The sequence below is a fragment of the Paraburkholderia mimosarum LMG 23256 = NBRC 106338 genome (genome assembly GCF_000739815.1).
GTDB classification, from domain to species: Bacteria; Pseudomonadota; Gammaproteobacteria; order Burkholderiales; family Burkholderiaceae; genus Paraburkholderia; species Paraburkholderia mimosarum.
In genome coordinates this window covers 54,782-71,340 of record NZ_BBJJ01000022.1, presented here as the reverse complement: position 1 = coordinate 71,340, position 16,559 = coordinate 54,782, and the positions used below count along the sequence as shown (strand labels likewise).

Annotated in this window: 13 protein-coding genes and 2 pseudogenes; 11 read left to right on the top strand and 4 right to left on the bottom strand. The window is 64.5% G+C overall.

Features of this window, described 5'->3' with window-relative positions; all coding sequences use genetic code 11:
* Positions 1 to 135: 135 nt before the first annotated feature.
* The 3 genes from BMI01S_RS17910 to BMI01S_RS17900 are packed head-to-tail and all read right to left on the bottom strand — an operon-like array spanning position 136 to position 4,904.
* Positions 136 to 3,195, bottom strand: a complete 3,060-nt coding sequence (locus BMI01S_RS17910; protein WP_028231106.1) for an efflux RND transporter permease subunit — start codon at positions 3,193 to 3,195, stop codon at positions 136 to 138.
* Entirely contained in the window at positions 3,192 to 4,325 is a 1,134-nt protein-coding gene (locus BMI01S_RS17905; protein WP_456088844.1) for an efflux RND transporter periplasmic adaptor subunit, read from the bottom strand. Before BMI01S_RS17905 ends, BMI01S_RS17910 begins: the two co-directional genes overlap by 4 nt.
* 12 nt (positions 4,326 to 4,337) lie before the next feature.
* Positions 4,338 to 4,904, bottom strand: coding sequence for a DMT family transporter (locus BMI01S_RS17900; protein WP_154671256.1), 567 nt, complete (start codon positions 4,902 to 4,904; stop codon positions 4,338 to 4,340).
* A 103-nt stretch (positions 4,905 to 5,007) separates the two neighbouring features.
* Between BMI01S_RS17900 and BMI01S_RS17895 the strand changes: the two genes are divergently transcribed.
* The 11 genes and pseudogenes from BMI01S_RS17895 to BMI01S_RS17845 all read left to right on the top strand — a co-directional run bounded on the left by BMI01S_RS17895 (position 5,008) and on the right by BMI01S_RS17845 (position 16,043).
* Positions 5,008 to 5,925 (top strand): LysR family transcriptional regulator, encoded by a 918-nt coding sequence (locus BMI01S_RS17895; protein WP_028231103.1) that lies wholly within the window; start codon positions 5,008 to 5,010, stop codon positions 5,923 to 5,925.
* A 378-nt stretch (positions 5,926 to 6,303) separates the two neighbouring features.
* Complete coding sequence (locus BMI01S_RS17890; protein WP_028231102.1) at positions 6,304 to 7,041, top strand: class I SAM-dependent methyltransferase; 738 nt, start codon at positions 6,304 to 6,306, stop codon at positions 7,039 to 7,041.
* A 104-nt stretch (positions 7,042 to 7,145) separates the two neighbouring features.
* Positions 7,146 to 7,580, top strand: a pseudogene (ribA, locus tag BMI01S_RS17885) (GTP cyclohydrolase II RibA); the annotation flags it as partial.
* A pseudogene (locus BMI01S_RS17880) lies at positions 7,577 to 7,861 on the top strand (hypothetical protein); the annotation flags it as partial. The pseudogenes ribA and BMI01S_RS17880, both read left to right, overlap by 4 nt.
* 57 nt (positions 7,862 to 7,918) lie before the next feature.
* Complete coding sequence (locus BMI01S_RS17875) at positions 7,919 to 8,896, top strand: formylglycine-generating enzyme family protein (protein ID WP_028231100.1); 978 nt, start codon at positions 7,919 to 7,921, stop codon at positions 8,894 to 8,896.
* Positions 8,897 to 9,799: 903 nt separating this feature from the next.
* Positions 9,800 to 10,819, top strand: coding sequence for an ABC transporter substrate-binding protein (locus BMI01S_RS17870; protein ID WP_028212699.1), 1,020 nt, complete (start codon positions 9,800 to 9,802; stop codon positions 10,817 to 10,819).
* Positions 10,816 to 11,613, top strand: coding sequence for an ABC transporter ATP-binding protein (locus BMI01S_RS17865; RefSeq protein WP_028212698.1), 798 nt, complete (start codon positions 10,816 to 10,818; stop codon positions 11,611 to 11,613). Before BMI01S_RS17870 ends, BMI01S_RS17865 begins: the two co-directional genes overlap by 4 nt.
* A 25-nt stretch (positions 11,614 to 11,638) precedes the next feature.
* Positions 11,639 to 12,505: an ABC transporter permease gene (locus tag BMI01S_RS17860; RefSeq protein ID WP_028212697.1), complete on the top strand. Its 867-nt coding sequence runs from the start codon at positions 11,639 to 11,641 to the stop codon at positions 12,503 to 12,505.
* Between the two features lie 105 nt (positions 12,506 to 12,610).
* On the top strand, positions 12,611 to 13,987 hold the full coding sequence (locus tag BMI01S_RS17855; protein ID WP_028212696.1) for a sensor histidine kinase: 1,377 nt from the start codon (positions 12,611 to 12,613) through the stop codon (positions 13,985 to 13,987).
* 9 nt (positions 13,988 to 13,996) lie between these two features.
* Entirely contained in the window at positions 13,997 to 14,677 is a 681-nt protein-coding gene (locus BMI01S_RS17850) for a response regulator (protein WP_028212695.1), read from the top strand.
* Between the two features lie 226 nt (positions 14,678 to 14,903).
* Positions 14,904 to 16,043 (top strand): porin, encoded by a 1,140-nt coding sequence (locus BMI01S_RS17845; protein WP_407669022.1) that lies wholly within the window; start codon positions 14,904 to 14,906, stop codon positions 16,041 to 16,043.
* 81 nt (positions 16,044 to 16,124) lie between these two features.
* On the opposite strand, the gene BMI01S_RS17840 is transcribed toward BMI01S_RS17845, so the two are convergent.
* The gene (locus BMI01S_RS17840; protein ID WP_051381425.1) at positions 16,125 to 16,427 is read right to left on the bottom strand and encodes a hypothetical protein; all 303 of its coding nucleotides are present in this window, start codon (positions 16,425 to 16,427) and stop codon (positions 16,125 to 16,127) included.
* Positions 16,428 to 16,559 lie beyond the last annotated feature (132 nt).

Genomic DNA, 16,559 nt, shown 5'->3' with positions numbered 1-16,559 from the left:
GGCCGTGCAGGTTGCGCTGCAGCGACTCCAACCCCCAATGATACTGCCTGGCGGTTTCGGTCTCCGCGAGCGCGCCGCGAATCGCGGCCTTTCGAACGGCAATTGACGGATCGGCGCCCACAGACGCGGTTGCGCCTACGCGCGTTTCGCGGCGACGTACGTGTAGACGACCGGGAGCACGAACAGCGTGAACGCCGTGCCCACGAGCATGCCGCTCGCGAGCGTGATGCCTATCGCGAAGCGGCTCGCTGCCCCTGCGCCGCTCGCGAACACCAGCGGCGCCATACCCGCGACCATCGCAGCCGTGGTCATCAGGATCGGGCGCAGCCGCACCGCGGCCGCGCGCTCGATTGCGGCAGCGCGGTCGAGCCCTTCGGCGCGCCGCAAGTCGTTCGCGAAGCTGACCATCAGAATGCCGTGCTTCGAGATGAGACCGATCAGCGTCACGAGCCCGATCTGTGTATAGATGTTGAGCGTCGCGTAGCCCAGATAGAGCGGCACGAGCGCGCCGCAGACGGAGAGCGGCACGGTCACGAGAATCACGACCGGATCGCGCGTGCTCTCGAACTGCGCGGCGAGCGCGAGAAAGATCAGGATCAGCGCGAACACGAACGTCACGATGAGCCGGTTGCCTTCGTGCACGTATTGCCTCGACTCGCCCAGCCAGTCGATCGAATAGCCGGCAGGCAGGTCCAGCGAGCGCAGGAATTCGACCGCTTCGCCCATGGTCACGCCTGCTGCCGGTATCGCCGAAAACGTGACCGCGTTCATCTGGTTGAACTGGTTGAGCATCGCGGGTTGATGACCCGTCGAAACGCGCACGACCGTCGACAGCGGAATCATCCCGCCCGACGCAGTCTTCACGTAGTAGCGGTTCAACGTATCGGCGGAGAGGCGCTCGTTGCGCGTGACCTGCGTAATTACGTCGTATGCGCGCCCGTCGTGGTTGAAACGGTTTACATAGTTTTCGCCGACCAGCAGCGCGAACGTTTCGGCAATGTGCTGCATCGTGATGCCGAGCGCGTTCGCCGCGTCGCGGTCGATGTCGACGTTGATCGCGCGGCTGTCGAATGTGAGGTCAGTGTCCATGGCCGCGAACAAGCCGCTGTTCGTCGCGTCCGCCTTCAGTTTCTCCATCTGCACAAACAGCTCCGGGTAGCTTGCGGGCGCGAGCAACACCATCTGCACCGGCAAACCGCCGCTCGACGCGGGCAATGCCGGCAGCAGGAATGCGAATACCTGGGTGCCAGTTATGCCGTTTGCCCCGGCCTGCACGAGCGACTGCAATTCGAACGCACCGCGCTCGCGCCCGGACCAGTCCACCAGGTTGACCCCGGCAAAGCCGAGGTTGTTGCCGTTGTAGCCGTTCAGGATGAAACTCGTATCCGCCTCGGGCAACGTTCGGAACACGCGTTCCATGTCCGCCGCGTAGCGCTCCATGTAATCGAGGTTCGCGTACTTCGGCGCCTTGATCGCGGCCATGATAGAGCCTTGATCCTCGGGCGGCGCGAGCTCGTGTTTGGCCCCCAGCGCGAGCGGTACGATGACGGCCATCACACCGACGCCGAGCACTACCGTTGCGCTCCGCGCCGCGAGGCACGCACGCAGCGCGCGCTGGTAGCGTGCAGTGAGTTGCCCGAGCCCGCGTTCGATCGCGCGTTCGAGACGCGAGGCGGCTACGCCCCGTGCGAGCAGTTGCGCGCCGAGCATGGGCGACAGCGTGAGCGCGACCACGCCCGACATCAACACGGCGCCCGCGAGCGTGAACGCGAATTCGCGAAACAGCGACCCGGTCAGGCCGCCCATCAGTCCGATGGGCGCGTAGACGGCAATCAGCGTGCCCGTCATTACGACGACCGGCGCGACGATCTCGCGCGTGCCCACGAGCGCAGCGCGCAGCGGCGCCATGCCACCTTCGACGTGCCGGTGAATGTTCTCGACAACGACGATCGCGTCGTCCACGACGAGGCCGATGGCCAGCACCATCGCGAGCATGGTCAGGATGTTCAGCGAGAACCCGGCGGCCAGCATCAACAACGCGGTGCCGGCGAGCGACAGCGGAATCGCGACCACGGGCACGAAGACCGCGCGCAGCGAGCCGAGAAACACGAAGATCACGACCACGACGATGGCGACCGTTTCGGCGAGCGTGACGCAAACCTCGTCGATCGACGCATGAATGAAGCGGGCGACGTCGAAGCCGTTCGCGATGGCGAGGCCTTCGGGCTTCGTACGTTCCATCTGGGGCAGCAGTGCCTCGATGCCGCGCACGATCTCGAGCGGATTGCCCGCAGGCGTAGCGTTCACCGCGATGTAAACGGCGCGGTGGCCGTTCATCAGCGCGCTCGAGTCGTCGTTCTGGCCGCCCGTTGCGACGGACGCCACGTCCTTGAGCCTTACGACGCCATGGTCGTAGCCGCCGGTTTTCACGATGAGTTCGCCGAACGAGCGCGGGTCGCCGAGATCGGTGTTCGCGGCGATGTCCGCGGCCGTCAGCGCGCCTTTCGCCTGACCCGGCGCCGCCTGCACGTTGTTCGCCTTGAGCGCCGCCGCGATCTCGCCCGCGCTCAGCCCGTGCGCCGCGAGGCGCGCCGCGTCGATCCACACGCGCATCGCGAGGTTGCGGCCGCCGAGGATGTCCGCGGACGCGACGCCGGGCACGGCGCTCACGAGCGGCTGTGCGACACGCACCACGAAGTCGGTAATTTCGGGCACAGACAGCGTGTCGCTCGCGAAGCCGAGGTACATGACGGCGGTCGGCGCGTCCGTGAGCCTGGTGATGACCGGATCGTTCGCTTCGACCGGTAGCCTGTATTTGACCTGCTGCACCTTCGCCAGGACTTCGGTCATCGCGCGGTCCGAATCCGCGCCGAGGCGCAGCCGCGCCTTCACGACGCTTCTGCCTTGCGTCGTCGTCGAGGTGAGATAGTCGATGCCTTCCGCGGTCGCGATCGACTGCGCGATGGGCGCCGTGACGAAGCCTTGCATCAGCGTTTGCGATGCGCCGGGGTAGCCGGTCTCGACGCTAATCGTCGCGCTTTCGAGCGCCGGGTATTGCCGGACCGGCAACGCCATCAGTGCGCGCGCGCCGACGAGCAGGATCAGCAGACCCAGAGTCACGGCCAGCACCGGGCGCTCGATGAACAGGTCGGTCCAGCGCGCGCCGCCGGCTTCGTGTTCGCGGCGCGGGATCATTGCGGCCGCTCCGGCGGCGTAGCGCCGTCGAGTGCGATCTTCACGCGCATGCCCGGCGCGACGCGCAACTGGCCGGACGTCACGATGACTTCACCGGGACGCAGACCGTCGAGCACCGCCACGCGGTCATCGCGACGCGCACCGGTCTGGATGCGGCGAATCGCGACTGTGCCGACGCCGTTGCGGTTTGCGTGCTCGACGACGGCAACCGTTTCGCCGTCCTGCGAGGTCTGCACCGCAGTATCGGGTACCGTGAGCACGTCGTGCCGGGGCGGCAGTTCGAGCCTGACCTGGGCATACATGCCGGGGCGTAACAGATGGTTTGGATTGCTCAGCGTGGCCTGAACGCTCACGCTGCGCGTACGCTCGTCGACATGCGGTTCGAGCGCGGTGACGCGGGCGTCGAACAGGCGGCCGGGAAACGCGTCGGTCGCGACGCGCACGCGCGAGCCGGGACGTAGTTGCCCGAGGTGCTTTTGCGGCAAGGCGAAATTCACGTGCAACGTATCCAGGTCTGTCAGCGTCGCTATGGGGTCGCCCGCGTTCACATACTGCCCGACGTTCACGCGCCGCAAGCCGATCTCGCCGCTGAACGGCGCACGCACGCTTTTCTGCGTGATCACGGCCTGGACTTGCCGGGCGTCGGCGGTGGTCGCTGCGAAATCGAACCGATGCTCATCGAGCGCCCGGCGCGATTCCGCACCCATCGGCACCAGCGTTTGTGAGCGCTGGAGCTGCGTTTTCGCGTAGGCCGCCCTCGCTTGCAGACTCGCGAGCCGCGCGCGTTCCGGTGCATCGTAGAGCTGCACGAGCCGCGCGCCTTCGGCGACCGCCGTGCCCGGCTCGAATTCGATGCCCGTCACGCGCCCGGCGACCTCCGGCGCGAGCGTGACCTGCCGGACCGCCGCGAGCGTGCCGATTGCGTCGAGCGTGACCGATTCCATGCCGGTCCGCGCAACGGTGGCCGCGACCGTGAGCGGTGGGGCGGGGGGCGGAGCCTCGTGCACGGGCACGTCGCGCGCGTGCCGCCACAGCACGAAACTGCCGAAAACAGCGGCCAGTGCGACGACCGCCAGCGCGAGCGGCCGGGCGGCGCGCATCCGCGCGCGCCAGCGGGACAGGACTGTCATGCGCGGCTCGTATCACGAGCGCCGAGCGGGCTGCGGCACCTGCGCGGCCGCCGTCTCCGCGGCCTCGCCTCGCTCCGCTGCGGATGCCTGCCTCGCGCGAACATTGGCCGCGGTCGTAGACCACTGAACGATCAGCATGCCCCCGGCGATCAGCAGCACGCCCGCGATGCGGCCAAGGGTGGCATGCCTCACGGGCAGGCCCATGACGCCGAAATGATCGATCAGCAGCGAGGTGAGCATCTGGCCGGCGATCACGCAGACGATGAACGATGTCGCGCCCAGACGCGGCGTGAGCATCAGCGCGGCGGTGATGTAGATCACGCCCGCGATGCCGCCGAACCAGATCCACGGCGGCATGCGCAGTGCATCGCGAACGAACGGCGCATGGGCGTGCGTCGCGAAGAGCACCGGCGCCACGGCGACGAGGCTGACGCAGAGCGACACGAGCGTTGCCCACAGCGGATGACCGAGCGCGCGGCCGAGGGCAGCGTTGCTGCCGGCCTGCAACGGGACGAGCGCGCCGGCCGCCACCGCCGCGCCTCCCAGCATGATGCCGGACAAGGACTGAGTGATATGCACGGAATACCTCCGGTTTCTTGTTGGTGATCCATGCCGATTCTCATATATTAGTTCTTCGAATTAAAATTCGTGATTAGCATATCTACCATTCTTTCAACGAATAATGGATAAGCTGAAACAAGTCGATTTGAATCTTCTGGTGACACTGCACGCATTGTTGATCGAGAAGCACATCTCGCGGACGGCCACGCGGCTGAACAAGAGCCAGCCCGCGATCAGTCATGCGCTTGCGCACTTGCGCAGGATCTTCAACGACCCGTTGCTCGTGCGCGCCGGTGTCGGGCTCGAATTGACGCCTCGCGCGACGGAGCTGATGCAGCCGCTTTCCGAGGTGCTGCACCAACTCCGCGCGCTGCTGGAACCACCTCGCTTCGAGCCGTTGGAGGCACAGCAGACGTTCCGTCTCGCCATGTCGGATTACGGCGCGCGTGTCGTGCTGCCCCCGCTCGTGCGGCTGCTGCGCCAGCGGGCGCCGGGCGTCGACATCGCCGTCGGTCAGGCCACCCGGGAAACCATGCAGACGCAGGTGCTCGACGGCGAGATCGATCTCGCACTCGGCGTGTTCCCGGCGCCGCCGTTGGGTCTGCATACGAAGACACTGTTCGTGGAGTCGTTCGCCTGCGTGGCCGACGCGGCGAGCCTGCCGCCGTCGGGCGGCCTCGCGCTCGACGTGTGGCTCGAACGGCCCCACGCGCTCGTCGCCATGCGAGATGGAATGGACAACGAAATCGACCGCGCACTAGCGGGACTGAAACGCCACAGGCGCATCGCGGTGATCCTTCCGCACTGGGGCGTCGCCAACGAGCTGATTGCCGGCACCGATCTGATCCTCACCGTCGCCCGCCGCAATCTCGATCATGGGGACTTCGAACGCGTCCACGGCAGCAGCCTGCGTGTGTTCGACCCGCCGTTCGCAATCGAGTCGTTCGAGTTCCGCTATCTGTGGCACGAGCGCCGGCACAATGACCCTGCGCATCGCTGGCTTCGCGGTGTTGTTGCGCGTCTCGTGCGGGCGCACTGAAGTTTGGCGGGCCGCCGGGCGTGTGCAGCAGTCCGGCGGTGGCGTTTGGCCGTCTGCCTTGCTGGTATTGCCATACCGTTCATATCTCCTTTAGATGCCCCGCTCCGGCCATTCCTCCTCCGAATAATCCGAATTCGCGCAAAGAATTTTCTTGCTTTCAATTGCCTGCATATACTCGTTTCAAAACCAGAGCCAACCACACCGGCGGAAAGATCAATTTCATGATTTGCGCGAGCGGTATTTGTCGTTTAAATAAACCGCATCAGTGAGAGATGTCAAAGAGTCATCTGGCCCTTCGCCGTCGGAAACCGGATTCGTGAAGGCTGGGTTCGAAAGCGGGATAGCCGGAATCCGAATCTCAACAGTAGGAGGGGCTCGATGAGCACGCTAATTCGTTACGACTCCATCGGCGAGCGGTTCGAGGACTTCACGCAGACAGCAGCGCAGAGGGCGGTCGAGGAGCGCACGATTTTCCATATGACAGGCAATGTCGCCGGGCTGAAGGTGCTCGACCTCGCCTGCGGTTTCGGCTATTTTAGCCGCGCGTTGTATCGGCGCGGCGCAGTTCAGGTCGTAGGCGTGGACATTTCGGCACGAATGATCGAACTCGCGCGCGCGGAATCAAAAAAATACGGCGAACCGTTGATTTTCCACGTCCACAACGTCGCGGAAATGAAAATACTCGGCGAATTCGATTTGGTGAATGCTGCATGGTTATTCAATTATGCTGAATCGCCGGAGGATCTGGCGAAAATGTTTCGCGCTGCTGCGGCGAATCTGAAACCGGATGGGAAACTCGTCGCCTATACCGTTGATCCCGATTTTTCGCTCGAAAAGGGTAATTTCGAACGTTACGGCGTGGACGTGCGCAATGAAACGCCATGGCGCGGAGGCTTTCGTCACGATGCACAGTTCGTCACCCAGCCGCCCAGCGCATTCACTTTTTATCGCTGGAGCCGGGCCGAATACGAGCGTGCCATTCTGGCGGCGGGCTTTATGACGTTTTACTGGCAGAAGCCATTGCTTGCGTTATCCGATATCGCGGCGCGACCAGTCGGTTTCTGGTCCGTGTTCCAGTCCAACTGCCTGCAAACCGGGCTCGTGTGCCAGCGCTGACGCGCAGCACGCACCGGTTGGCGGCCCGGTTTCGCGGCGTTCGATGCGCAGCGGCGCCAGCCGAACGCGTCTTTCCTTCCGACTTCGACTGTCAGGCGACGTACATGAAAATTTCCGATATTGAACGCGGCGTGTCCGTACGAACCCGCGTGAAAGTGCCCATCCGTCCGCGAGCCGGCAAGGTCCGCTTCGAACCCGAAATGGTGACGTTTTCGGGGCTGTGCGATAACGCCGAGCACCTCGCGCTCGTGTTTGGTCCATCCGGTGCGGTGCCCCACGTGCGCGTGCATTCGGAGTGCCTGACCGGCGACGTGTTCGGCTCAGCGCGTTGCGACTGCGGCGAGCAACTGAACGAGGCGATCATGCACTTCGGTGCGTGCGGCGGCATTCTGCTGTACCTGCGCCAGGAGGGGCGGGGCATTGGCCTCTACAACAAGCTCGAAGCGTACCGCTTGCAGATCGTGAATGGCCTCGACACGTTCGCCGCGAATCGCGCGCTGAATTTCCCCGACGACCCGCGCGACTTCCGCGTCGCCGCGCACGGATCTGGTCGCCCGAGCAGCGCTGCGAAGTGCTGGTGACGCCGCACACGCATTCGGTCAAGTGCGTCTGCTCGAGCGATGACGGCCGCTTCGTCGCGACCGGCAGTTACAACGGACGCGTGACGATCTACGACCGGCGCGAGTCGCGGTGGTGCGCCGACGAGCGTCTAACGATCGCGGGCGTGTCGTCGCTGGCCTACGATCTGAACGCGGGCCTTTTCCTCGCAAGTTCGTACGATGGGCGCGTCTACCAGGTTGCCGCGCAAGCGACGCGTTGAATCTGCCCCGCGTGCCGCGAGCCGGGCGGTTCTGATCAAGAGGAGTTCGGACTAAAGATGCCGATGCTCGCCGACAATCCAAACTGCCTGAGCGACCGCGAAGCCATGGGGCTACCCGAGACGTTCGTCGCGCGCTTGCCTGCCACCCTGCTGGCCAGACATCGCGAACTGTTGCGGGCAGAGCCTGACGAGCTCGCCGCGTTTGCCGGGGATCCGCAGCAGCCATTCGAGCGGCGCTACGCGGCTGGCACGCTACTCGGTCTCGTTGGCGATCCGCGCATCCGGCCGTTCGATCCGTACATGGTCACGATCCCTGCCGCCCACGCGACACTCGGCTTGTCTCACGATGAGGTGAACCGGGTCGTCGAGCAGTGGGGCGACGTCGGTGTGATCGAACCGTGGATTGCGAAGGAGTGCCCACGTTACGACGCGCAGATCGCGCGGTTCGCGCTGATGCGCTACCCGGTCACAAATCTCGAATACCGGTTGTTCCTGGAACACACCGGCCTGGCTTTGTTGCCGACGTCGTGGACGTTCGGCGCCTATCCGGCCGAGAGGGCGAATCATCCCGTTTGGTCGGTGCTCCCGGAAGCCGCCGACCGTTACGCACAGTGGCTCTCCGCTGCGACGGGGCGGCGCTTCCGGCTGCCTTTGGAGGCCGAGTGGGAGTATGCGGCTTCGGGTGGCGCACACGAGTACCCGTGGGGCGACGCGTTCGATCCGCGAGCGGCGAACACGGTCGAGGCCGGGCCGCTCGGCACAACGCCGGTTGGCATCTTCCCGGACGGGCGCAGCCCGTTTGGGGTCGACGATATGGCGGGTAACGTCGAGGAATACGTGGCGGATGACTACCGGCCTTACCCCGGCGGCGCACCGGTCGACGACGACCTCGTGCTTTCGCAGGGCCCGTATCGCGTGGCGCGGGGCGGCAGCTTCACGCGCTTTGGCGATCTAGCGCGCTGCGCGCGCCGGCACGGCCGGTACCCGCGTGACATCAACGTCTTGGGCTTCCGGCTTGCGGAGTCGCTGCAATGAGCGGCCGCACGACCCTCGGCAGAACAGTCGATATCCCAGCGGCCTCTTCCGTCGCCGATCAGGCTCATATATCGAGCGAATCGGCAACGATGTGTTTGCGCGCATCGCGCACATCGACGCGCTGGTCTGAACGAGAGCAGGTTGTGGGGCAAGTCCGATCCCGGTGGAATAGCGGATCCTGAGATCCGCACTATGGCTCACAGGAGTCGACAGCTCGACGTTGATCGCCGCGATGATCATTGCCGCGCGGCCACCGAGTGCGCGCCGATGCCAGTTTCCGTCTGCGCGCACCTCGCTGCCTTAAGCGAGCCAGCTCGGCACGCATGCGAGGACATCACCCGTGACGATCGAGGTGAGATTGCCGAACCACCAGCGAAGCACGGCGAGCGCGAGCACGGCCAGATGGAGGGCCATTTGCTTGCGTACCACCTGCATCCTGGCGACGAGCGCGACGCTCGCCCCACGACGAGCAGCGATTGCGCGGCCACACGCGCCGCGCCGGCGATCAGCACGATACCCGCGCGCGATCGCGCTGGCTGAAGCCAGCAGATAAATCCCCCGCTGCAGGGCGACCGCGCGCTCGAGGCTGACGAGCGCACCGAATAGCGCGCCCCGGCGTTCTGGCTCTGTGCTAATCGGCCGCAGCCGTGGTGTTCGCGCCGAGTCGATGCGCGATTTTCTTCATATTTTTTCCGTGCTGAGTCCGTGAACCGCCAGCCCCGAATAAAAGCGACTTTTATTCAGCCTCGAAAAAACCGGCGCATCGCAAGCCGGATCATGGAAATCCCGTATGCACCGGCATGATCCGCGAAAGCTTCGGGAAGGGTTGGGATCACTAGAATCCTCCCATTCAATCGAGGCGGGCAGCGTCGTGCAGCCGGCCCAATCAAACGGAGACAGTCGATGCAACCCAGTTTTCGCGCGTTGCGCCATGTGGCGCTCGCTTGTGGCCTGCTGTTTACCCTCGCGACTCAGGGCGCGCACGCGGCCGATGCAAGCGGCGAGAAAATCACCATCATGGTGGGCGGGATCACCAAGCTCATTTACCTGCCCGCGCGCCTGACCGAGCAACTCGGCTACTTCAAGGACGAAGGGTTGAACGTCGAGCTGCTGTCGCAGCCTGCCGGCGTGGATGCGGAGAACGAACTGCTCGCGGGCGCCGTGCAAGGGGTCGTCGGCTTCTACGATCACACCATCGATCTGCAAACCAAGGGTAAAGACGTCAAGGCGATCGTCGTGTTCGGCCAGGTGCCGGGCGAAGTGGAGATGGTGTCGTCGAAGGCCGCCGACACGATCAAGTCCATGGCCGACGTCAAAGGCAAGACGCTCGGCGTGACCGGGCTCGGCTCGTCGACCAGCTTTCTCACGCAGTACCTCGCGGGCCAGCATGGGCTTGGCTCGAGCGACTACAGCATGTTGCCGGTCGGCGCGGACGCGAGCTTCATCGCGGCTATCAAGCAAGGGCGCATCGATGCGGGCATGACCACCGAGCCCACCGTCTCCGCGCTGCAAAAGAGCGGCGATGCCAAGGTGCTCGTCGACATGCGCACGCTCGAAGGCACGCGCGCCGCGCTCGGCGGCACCTATCCGGCGGCAAGCCTTTATGTCCAGGATGCGTGGGCGGCCTCGCACAAGGAACAGGCGGCGAAGCTCGCCCATGCATTCGTGCGCACCATGCAGTTCATTCATACGCATAGCGCCGAAGAAATCGCCGACAAAATGCCCGCCGATTATCAAAAGGACAAGGCGCTATACGTGAGCGCGCTGAAGGCGTCGCTGCCGATGTACACGGCGGACGGCAAGATGCCCGCCGATGGCCCGGCAACCGTGCTGAAGGTCCTCGCGAGCTTCAATCCTTCGGTGAAGGGCAAGCACGTGGACCTGGCCAAAACCTATACGAACGAGTTCGTCAGCGCGAAATGAAGCAGACTCCGAACCTGAATGCCGCGCCCGCCATCGAGTTCCGCTCGGTATCGTGCCGCTTCGTCTCGCCCGACGGCAAGGCCACTATCGCGTTGCGCGATTTCAGCATGTCGGTTGCGCAAGGCGAATTCGTCGCGATCGTCGGGCCCACGGGCTGCGGCAAGTCCACCACGCTCAGCATGATCACGGGCTTGCTGAAACCCACCTCGGGAGACGTGCGCGTGATGGGCGAGTCGGTCGACGGCATCGATCCGCGCATCGGCTTCGTGTTCCAGGCCGACGCCGTGTTTCCGTGGCGCTCGGTGCTCGACAACGTCGCGGCGGGCCCGCTCTTTCGCGGCCGCTCGAAGTCGGCGGCCTACGACGAAGCCAATGAATGGCTGCGCCGCGTGGGTCTCGCCAACTTCGGCAAGCACTATCCGCATCAGCTATCGGGCGGCATGAGAAAGCGCGTGGCGCTTGCGCAGACCTTCATCAACAAGCCCGAGATCCTGTTGATGGACGAGCCGTTCTCGGCGCTCGACATGCAAACGCGCACGCTGATGCAGGACGAGCTGCTTCAGTTGTGGGGCGGAACGGGTTCGGTGGTATTCGTCACGCACGATCTCGAAGAAGCGATCGCACTGGCGGACCGCGTCTTCGTGCTGACCGCGCGGCCGGCCACGCTCAAGAAGGTCTACGAAATCGACCTGCCGCGCCCGCGCGTCACCTCGGAAATCCGCTATCACCCACGCTTCGTGGAAATCTCGCGCGACATCTGGCACGACCTGCGCGAGGAGGTGCAAATTGCCTGACACGCTCGAACTCCGGAAAGCGCCCATGACATCGCCTGCAACACCTTCGAAAGCAACAGCAACACTGGACGGCAAGTCGCTAGCTGAAGTCGAGCGGCTCGCGCAACGCCGCATCCGGCAGCGCCACGCGCTCGTCATCACGCTGCGCATTCTCGTGCTCGTCGTCGCGCTGGGCGGGTGGGAACTCGCCGGGCGCAACAAATGGATCGATCCGTTCTTCTTTTCGATGCCGTCGCTGATCTTCCTGCAGATCGTCGACTGGTTCCAGAACGGGACTTCGCAGGGGCCGCTGCTGTTGCAGGTCTGGGTCACGCTCGAAGAAACCATACTCGGCTTCCTGATCGGTGCCGTGGCAGGCGTGGTCTGCGGTATCGTGCTCGGCCGCAACAAGCTGCTCTCCGACGTGTTCAGCCTCTACATCAAAATCGCCAACTCGATTCCGCGCGTGGTGCTCGGCTCGGTGTTCGTGATCGCGCTGGGGCTCGGTATGGCGTCGAAGGTCGCGCTCGCGGTCGTGATGGTGTTCTTCGTGGTGTTCGCCAACGCGTTCCAGGGCGTGCGCGAGGCCGACCGCTACATGATCGCCAACGCGCAGATTCTGGGCGCGTCGCGCCGCCAGGTGACGACCTCGGTCGTGATTCCCTCGGCGCTCAGCTGGATTCTCGCGAGCCTGCACGTGAGCTTCGGCTTCGCCCTGGTCGGCGCCGTGGTCGGCGAATTCCTCGGCTCGAAGCAAGGCATCGGTTTGCTGATCTCGACGGCCCAGGGCGCGTTCAACGCGAGCGGCGTGTTCGCCGCAATGATCGTGCTCGCCGTCGTTGCGCTTGCTATGGACTACTTGCTGACCGCGCTGGAAAAACGTCTGCTCAAATGGCGGCCCGCCGCGTTTTGAGCGGGAGCGGTTGGGCCAGCCGCGATGCTGGCCTGGAAGTCGATTCACTGCGTATGCCGTCCTGCGCCGAGCCGCCGGACGGCTTTGTACCTGAGAGAACGTGACATGGTGCATAGTCTGCGCGCGCGTTTGCTGTTGTGGCTGCTGGTGCCGCTCGCCGCGTTTGTCGTCGTCACGAGCGGCGTGTCGTACGACGCCGCGCGTCAAACCGCGGATCTGTTGCAGGACCACGCGCTGCTGGATTCCGCGCGTACGATCATCGAAGACGTCGGCTGGGTCGACGGCGCACTCAACGCGACGATTCCACCCGCGGCGCTGGAGCTGTTCGAGTCGCCCTGGCAGGATCACGTCTTCTACAAGGTGCTCGCCGGCAACGGGCGATTGCTGGGCGGCGCGCCGGACCTGCCGCCGCCGTCTGCGAGCAGCGCCGTGCAGCCCGTGTTCTACGACAGCGCGTATGCGGGCCAGCCGATACGCGCCGTTGCCTACGAGCGGCTCCTCTACGACTCGGGCCGTGCCGAACGCGTCACGGTCATCGTCGGCAAGACGATTGCGTCGCGCCAGGCGATGATCGACGGGCTGTGGCGTCCTCAGCTCCTGCGGCAGTGGCTCATGCTGGGGCTCGTCGTGCTGCTCGTGCCGCTCGGGCTCACGCTCGAATTGCGTCCGCTCATGAAGCTCAAGGACGATGTGGCCGACCGCGAGCCCGCGCAACTCGAGCCGATCCGCCCCGATCATCTGCCATCGGAACTCAGACCGATCGTCGATGCGATCAATCAATGCATCGCCCGGCTCAAGGTTCACGCCGCGATGCAACGTCAGTTCATTGCCGACGCGGCGCATCAGTTGCGCACGCCACTCGCGCTGCTCACCACGCAGACGCAGTTCGCTAGCCAGTGCGATGCGCACGATCCCGCGCTTTTCGATGCGCTCAAAGGCGTTCGCCGCACCAGCCAGAAAATGGCGGAGTTGACGAATCAGCTACTTTTGCTCGCGCAGGCGGAATCGATGGCGACGTCGTCTCGCGCCCAAACACGCGTCGATCTCACGGAAGTGGTGGCTTCGGTGCTCGAAGAGATGGTCCAGGCCGCGGAGCGGCGCGATATCGATCTCGGCGCGGATCTGGCCGATTGCGTGCCCGTGGCGGGCAACAAGGGCTTGCTGGCGTCGCTGGTCGCCAATCTCATCGACAACGCGATCCGCTATACGCAGAAGGGGGGCCGTGTCACAGCCATCTGCCGCTGTGAAGAGGGCGAGGCGATGCTCCAGGTGGTGGACAACGGACCCGGCATTCCGGCCGAGGCGCGCGCGCACGTATTCGAGCGCTTCTATCGCGTCGCGGCGGACACCGAAGGCACGGGCCTCGGACTCGCCATCGTGCATCAGGTCGCGCGCTCGCACGGCGGGTCGGTGAACGTCGCCGCGGGGGCGCAGCGCGTGGGGCTCGTCGCGACGGTGCGCCTGCCGGTGCTGGCAGGCTGAGGAGGGACCATGAAGTTGCTGCTCGTAGAAGACAATGCCGAACTCGCGCGCTGGATCGTCAACCTGTTGCGCGCCGAGAATTTCACGGTGGATTGCGTGGCCGACGGAGAATCCGCCGATTCCGTTCTGATCACGCAAAGCTATGACCTCGTGCTCCTCGACATGCGCCTGCCGCGTTTGAGCGGCAAGGACGTGCTCAACCGCCTGCGGCGCAGACGCAACAACGTGCCCGTGCTCATGCTGACCGCGCACGGTTCGATCGACGACAAGGTGGCCTGCTTCGGCGCGGGCGCCGACGACTATGTGGTCAAGCCGTTCGACAGCCGTGAGCTCGTGGCGCGCATCAAGGCGCTCATACGGCGGCAGTCGGGCGAGAAGTCGGGTTGGCTGACGTGCGGCGACCTGCAGTACATCTCCGATACGCGCGAGTTCCGTCACAAGGATGCGCCGCTCAGCCTGCGCCGGCGCGAGCATTCGATTCTGGAGGCGCTCATGCTGCGCCAGGGCAAGGCGGTGCCGAAGCACGTGCTGCTCGAGCGCATCTGCAGCCTGAGCGACGAGCCGAGCGCGGATGCCATCGACATTTACATCCACCGCCTGCGCAAGCACCTGGCGGAGTCGAGCGTGCAGATCACGACGCTGCGCGGGCTTGGCTACATCCTGCGTGCGAAAGAACCCGTGGCGGCTTGAACACGTCCGGATTTTTCCGGTATTGGTGAATGTACTTAGGAATACAGACGGTTCATGAAAGAATCGCGAAGGGATCACCTCTCTACTATTCGTCTCATCCGCTGACTCACGAGGCTCGACTACGTGTCAGGACTGCGTCCGGGACTGCCCGTCCGGGACTACCCGTCGGGACCAAACCGGCAAGTGACTGCAGCGGGTCCATGAAAACTTCCAAACGCGAAATTCCCTGGAGACGATCTTGAAGAGAAGGCATCTTGCAATTACCGTGGCGGCAGGCGCATTGGCGGCGAGCGGCGCGCACGCGCAGTCGAGCGTTCAGCTCTATGGTCTGTTGGACCTGAGCGTACCCACGTATCAGTCGCACGCGGATGCCGAGGGCAACCACGTGATCGGCATGGGCCTCGGCGGCGAGCCCTGGTTCAGCGGCAGCCGCTGGGGCTTGAAAGGCGCTGAAGACATTGGCGGCGGCACGAAGATCATCTTCCGGCTCGAAAGCGAATACCGCGTGAGCGACGGGCAGATGGAAGACCCGGGCCAGCTCTTCGACCGCGACGCCTGGGTGGGCGTGGAAGACGAACGCTTCGGCAAGTTCACGGCGGGCTTCCAGAACACGATCGCGCGCGATGCGTCCGCCATTTACGGCGACCCGTACGGCAACGCGAAACTCACGACGGAAGAGGGCGGCTGGACCAACGCGAACAACTTCAAGCAGATGATCTTCTACGCGGGGAGCGCAACGGGCACCCGTTACGAAAACGGCCTCGCGTGGAAGAAGGTCTTCGACAACGGCATTTTCGCGGCTGCGGGTTACGCGTTCGGCAATTCCACGAGCTTCGGCAACAACGCGAACTACCAGTTCGCGCTCGGCTACAACGCGCCGACCTGGACGGCTTCGACGTTCTATAACCACGTGAACCGCGAAGGCAATACGAACCAGGCGTTCTCGGTGGGCGGCAACTATACGATCGGTATTTTGCGCGCCAATGCGGGCTATTTCCGCTACTGGGGCAATCAGGGGGCGCTGGGCCAGCGTCAGGACAACGCCTGGACGGTCTCGTTCAAGCTCGTGCCGAAGGGCGCGCTCGACTACGAACTCGGCTATCAGCAGATGCGCACGCGCAATGCCGCGTACAACGTCGACGGCAACATCCCGAACGCCAACATCGGCGCATTCGATCCGACCAGCGGGCTGCACAACGGCTTCAAGGAGACGCTCTACGGTTCGATCTTCTATCACCTGTCCAAGCGCACCGAAGTGTACCTGGCAGGCGACTACATGAAGCTGCACGGCGGCTACACGGTCGGCTCGACGTTCGGCGCGACCAACCAGGTCGAAGTGACGACGGGCGTGCGCACGCGCTTCTGATCCCGCGTCAGTCTGTTTTTCTCGACAGCTAGCAGGGCTCGATTCGTCTGGCGAATCGAGCCCTTTGTTTTTGCTGCGCCATCAACCCGCGCTCACGCATGCCACGGTCGGCGCCGTATAAGCAGACGGGTAAGGCGAGAATGGGCCGCTGAGCAGTCGCAAGCGCTGGGTGGCGAGGACATCGGCCTCGACCTGTTCGCGGCGCGTGAGCGCGGCCGGTTCGCCGGCCGGCGGCGCTTCGTTGACGCCGCAAAGCAGGTTCTTCCCGCTCGATAGCTGCACAGGCGTCTGGTAGACCGAGCCGGGCGCCGCCGCGGCCAGGGCGCCGGTGCTCCACAACGCCGCCGCGCAGACCATTGCGCATCCGGGCAAGACGATCTTCATGGCTCACTCCTCAAATTGCGATGACCCATCTTCTGCCAATGAACGGGCGCGTTCCAGACCGGATCCGGGAAATGACTCTTGCGACTGGCTCAAGGATGGCGGCGTCGTCGTGCAGGCCGAGATTTCAGCCTG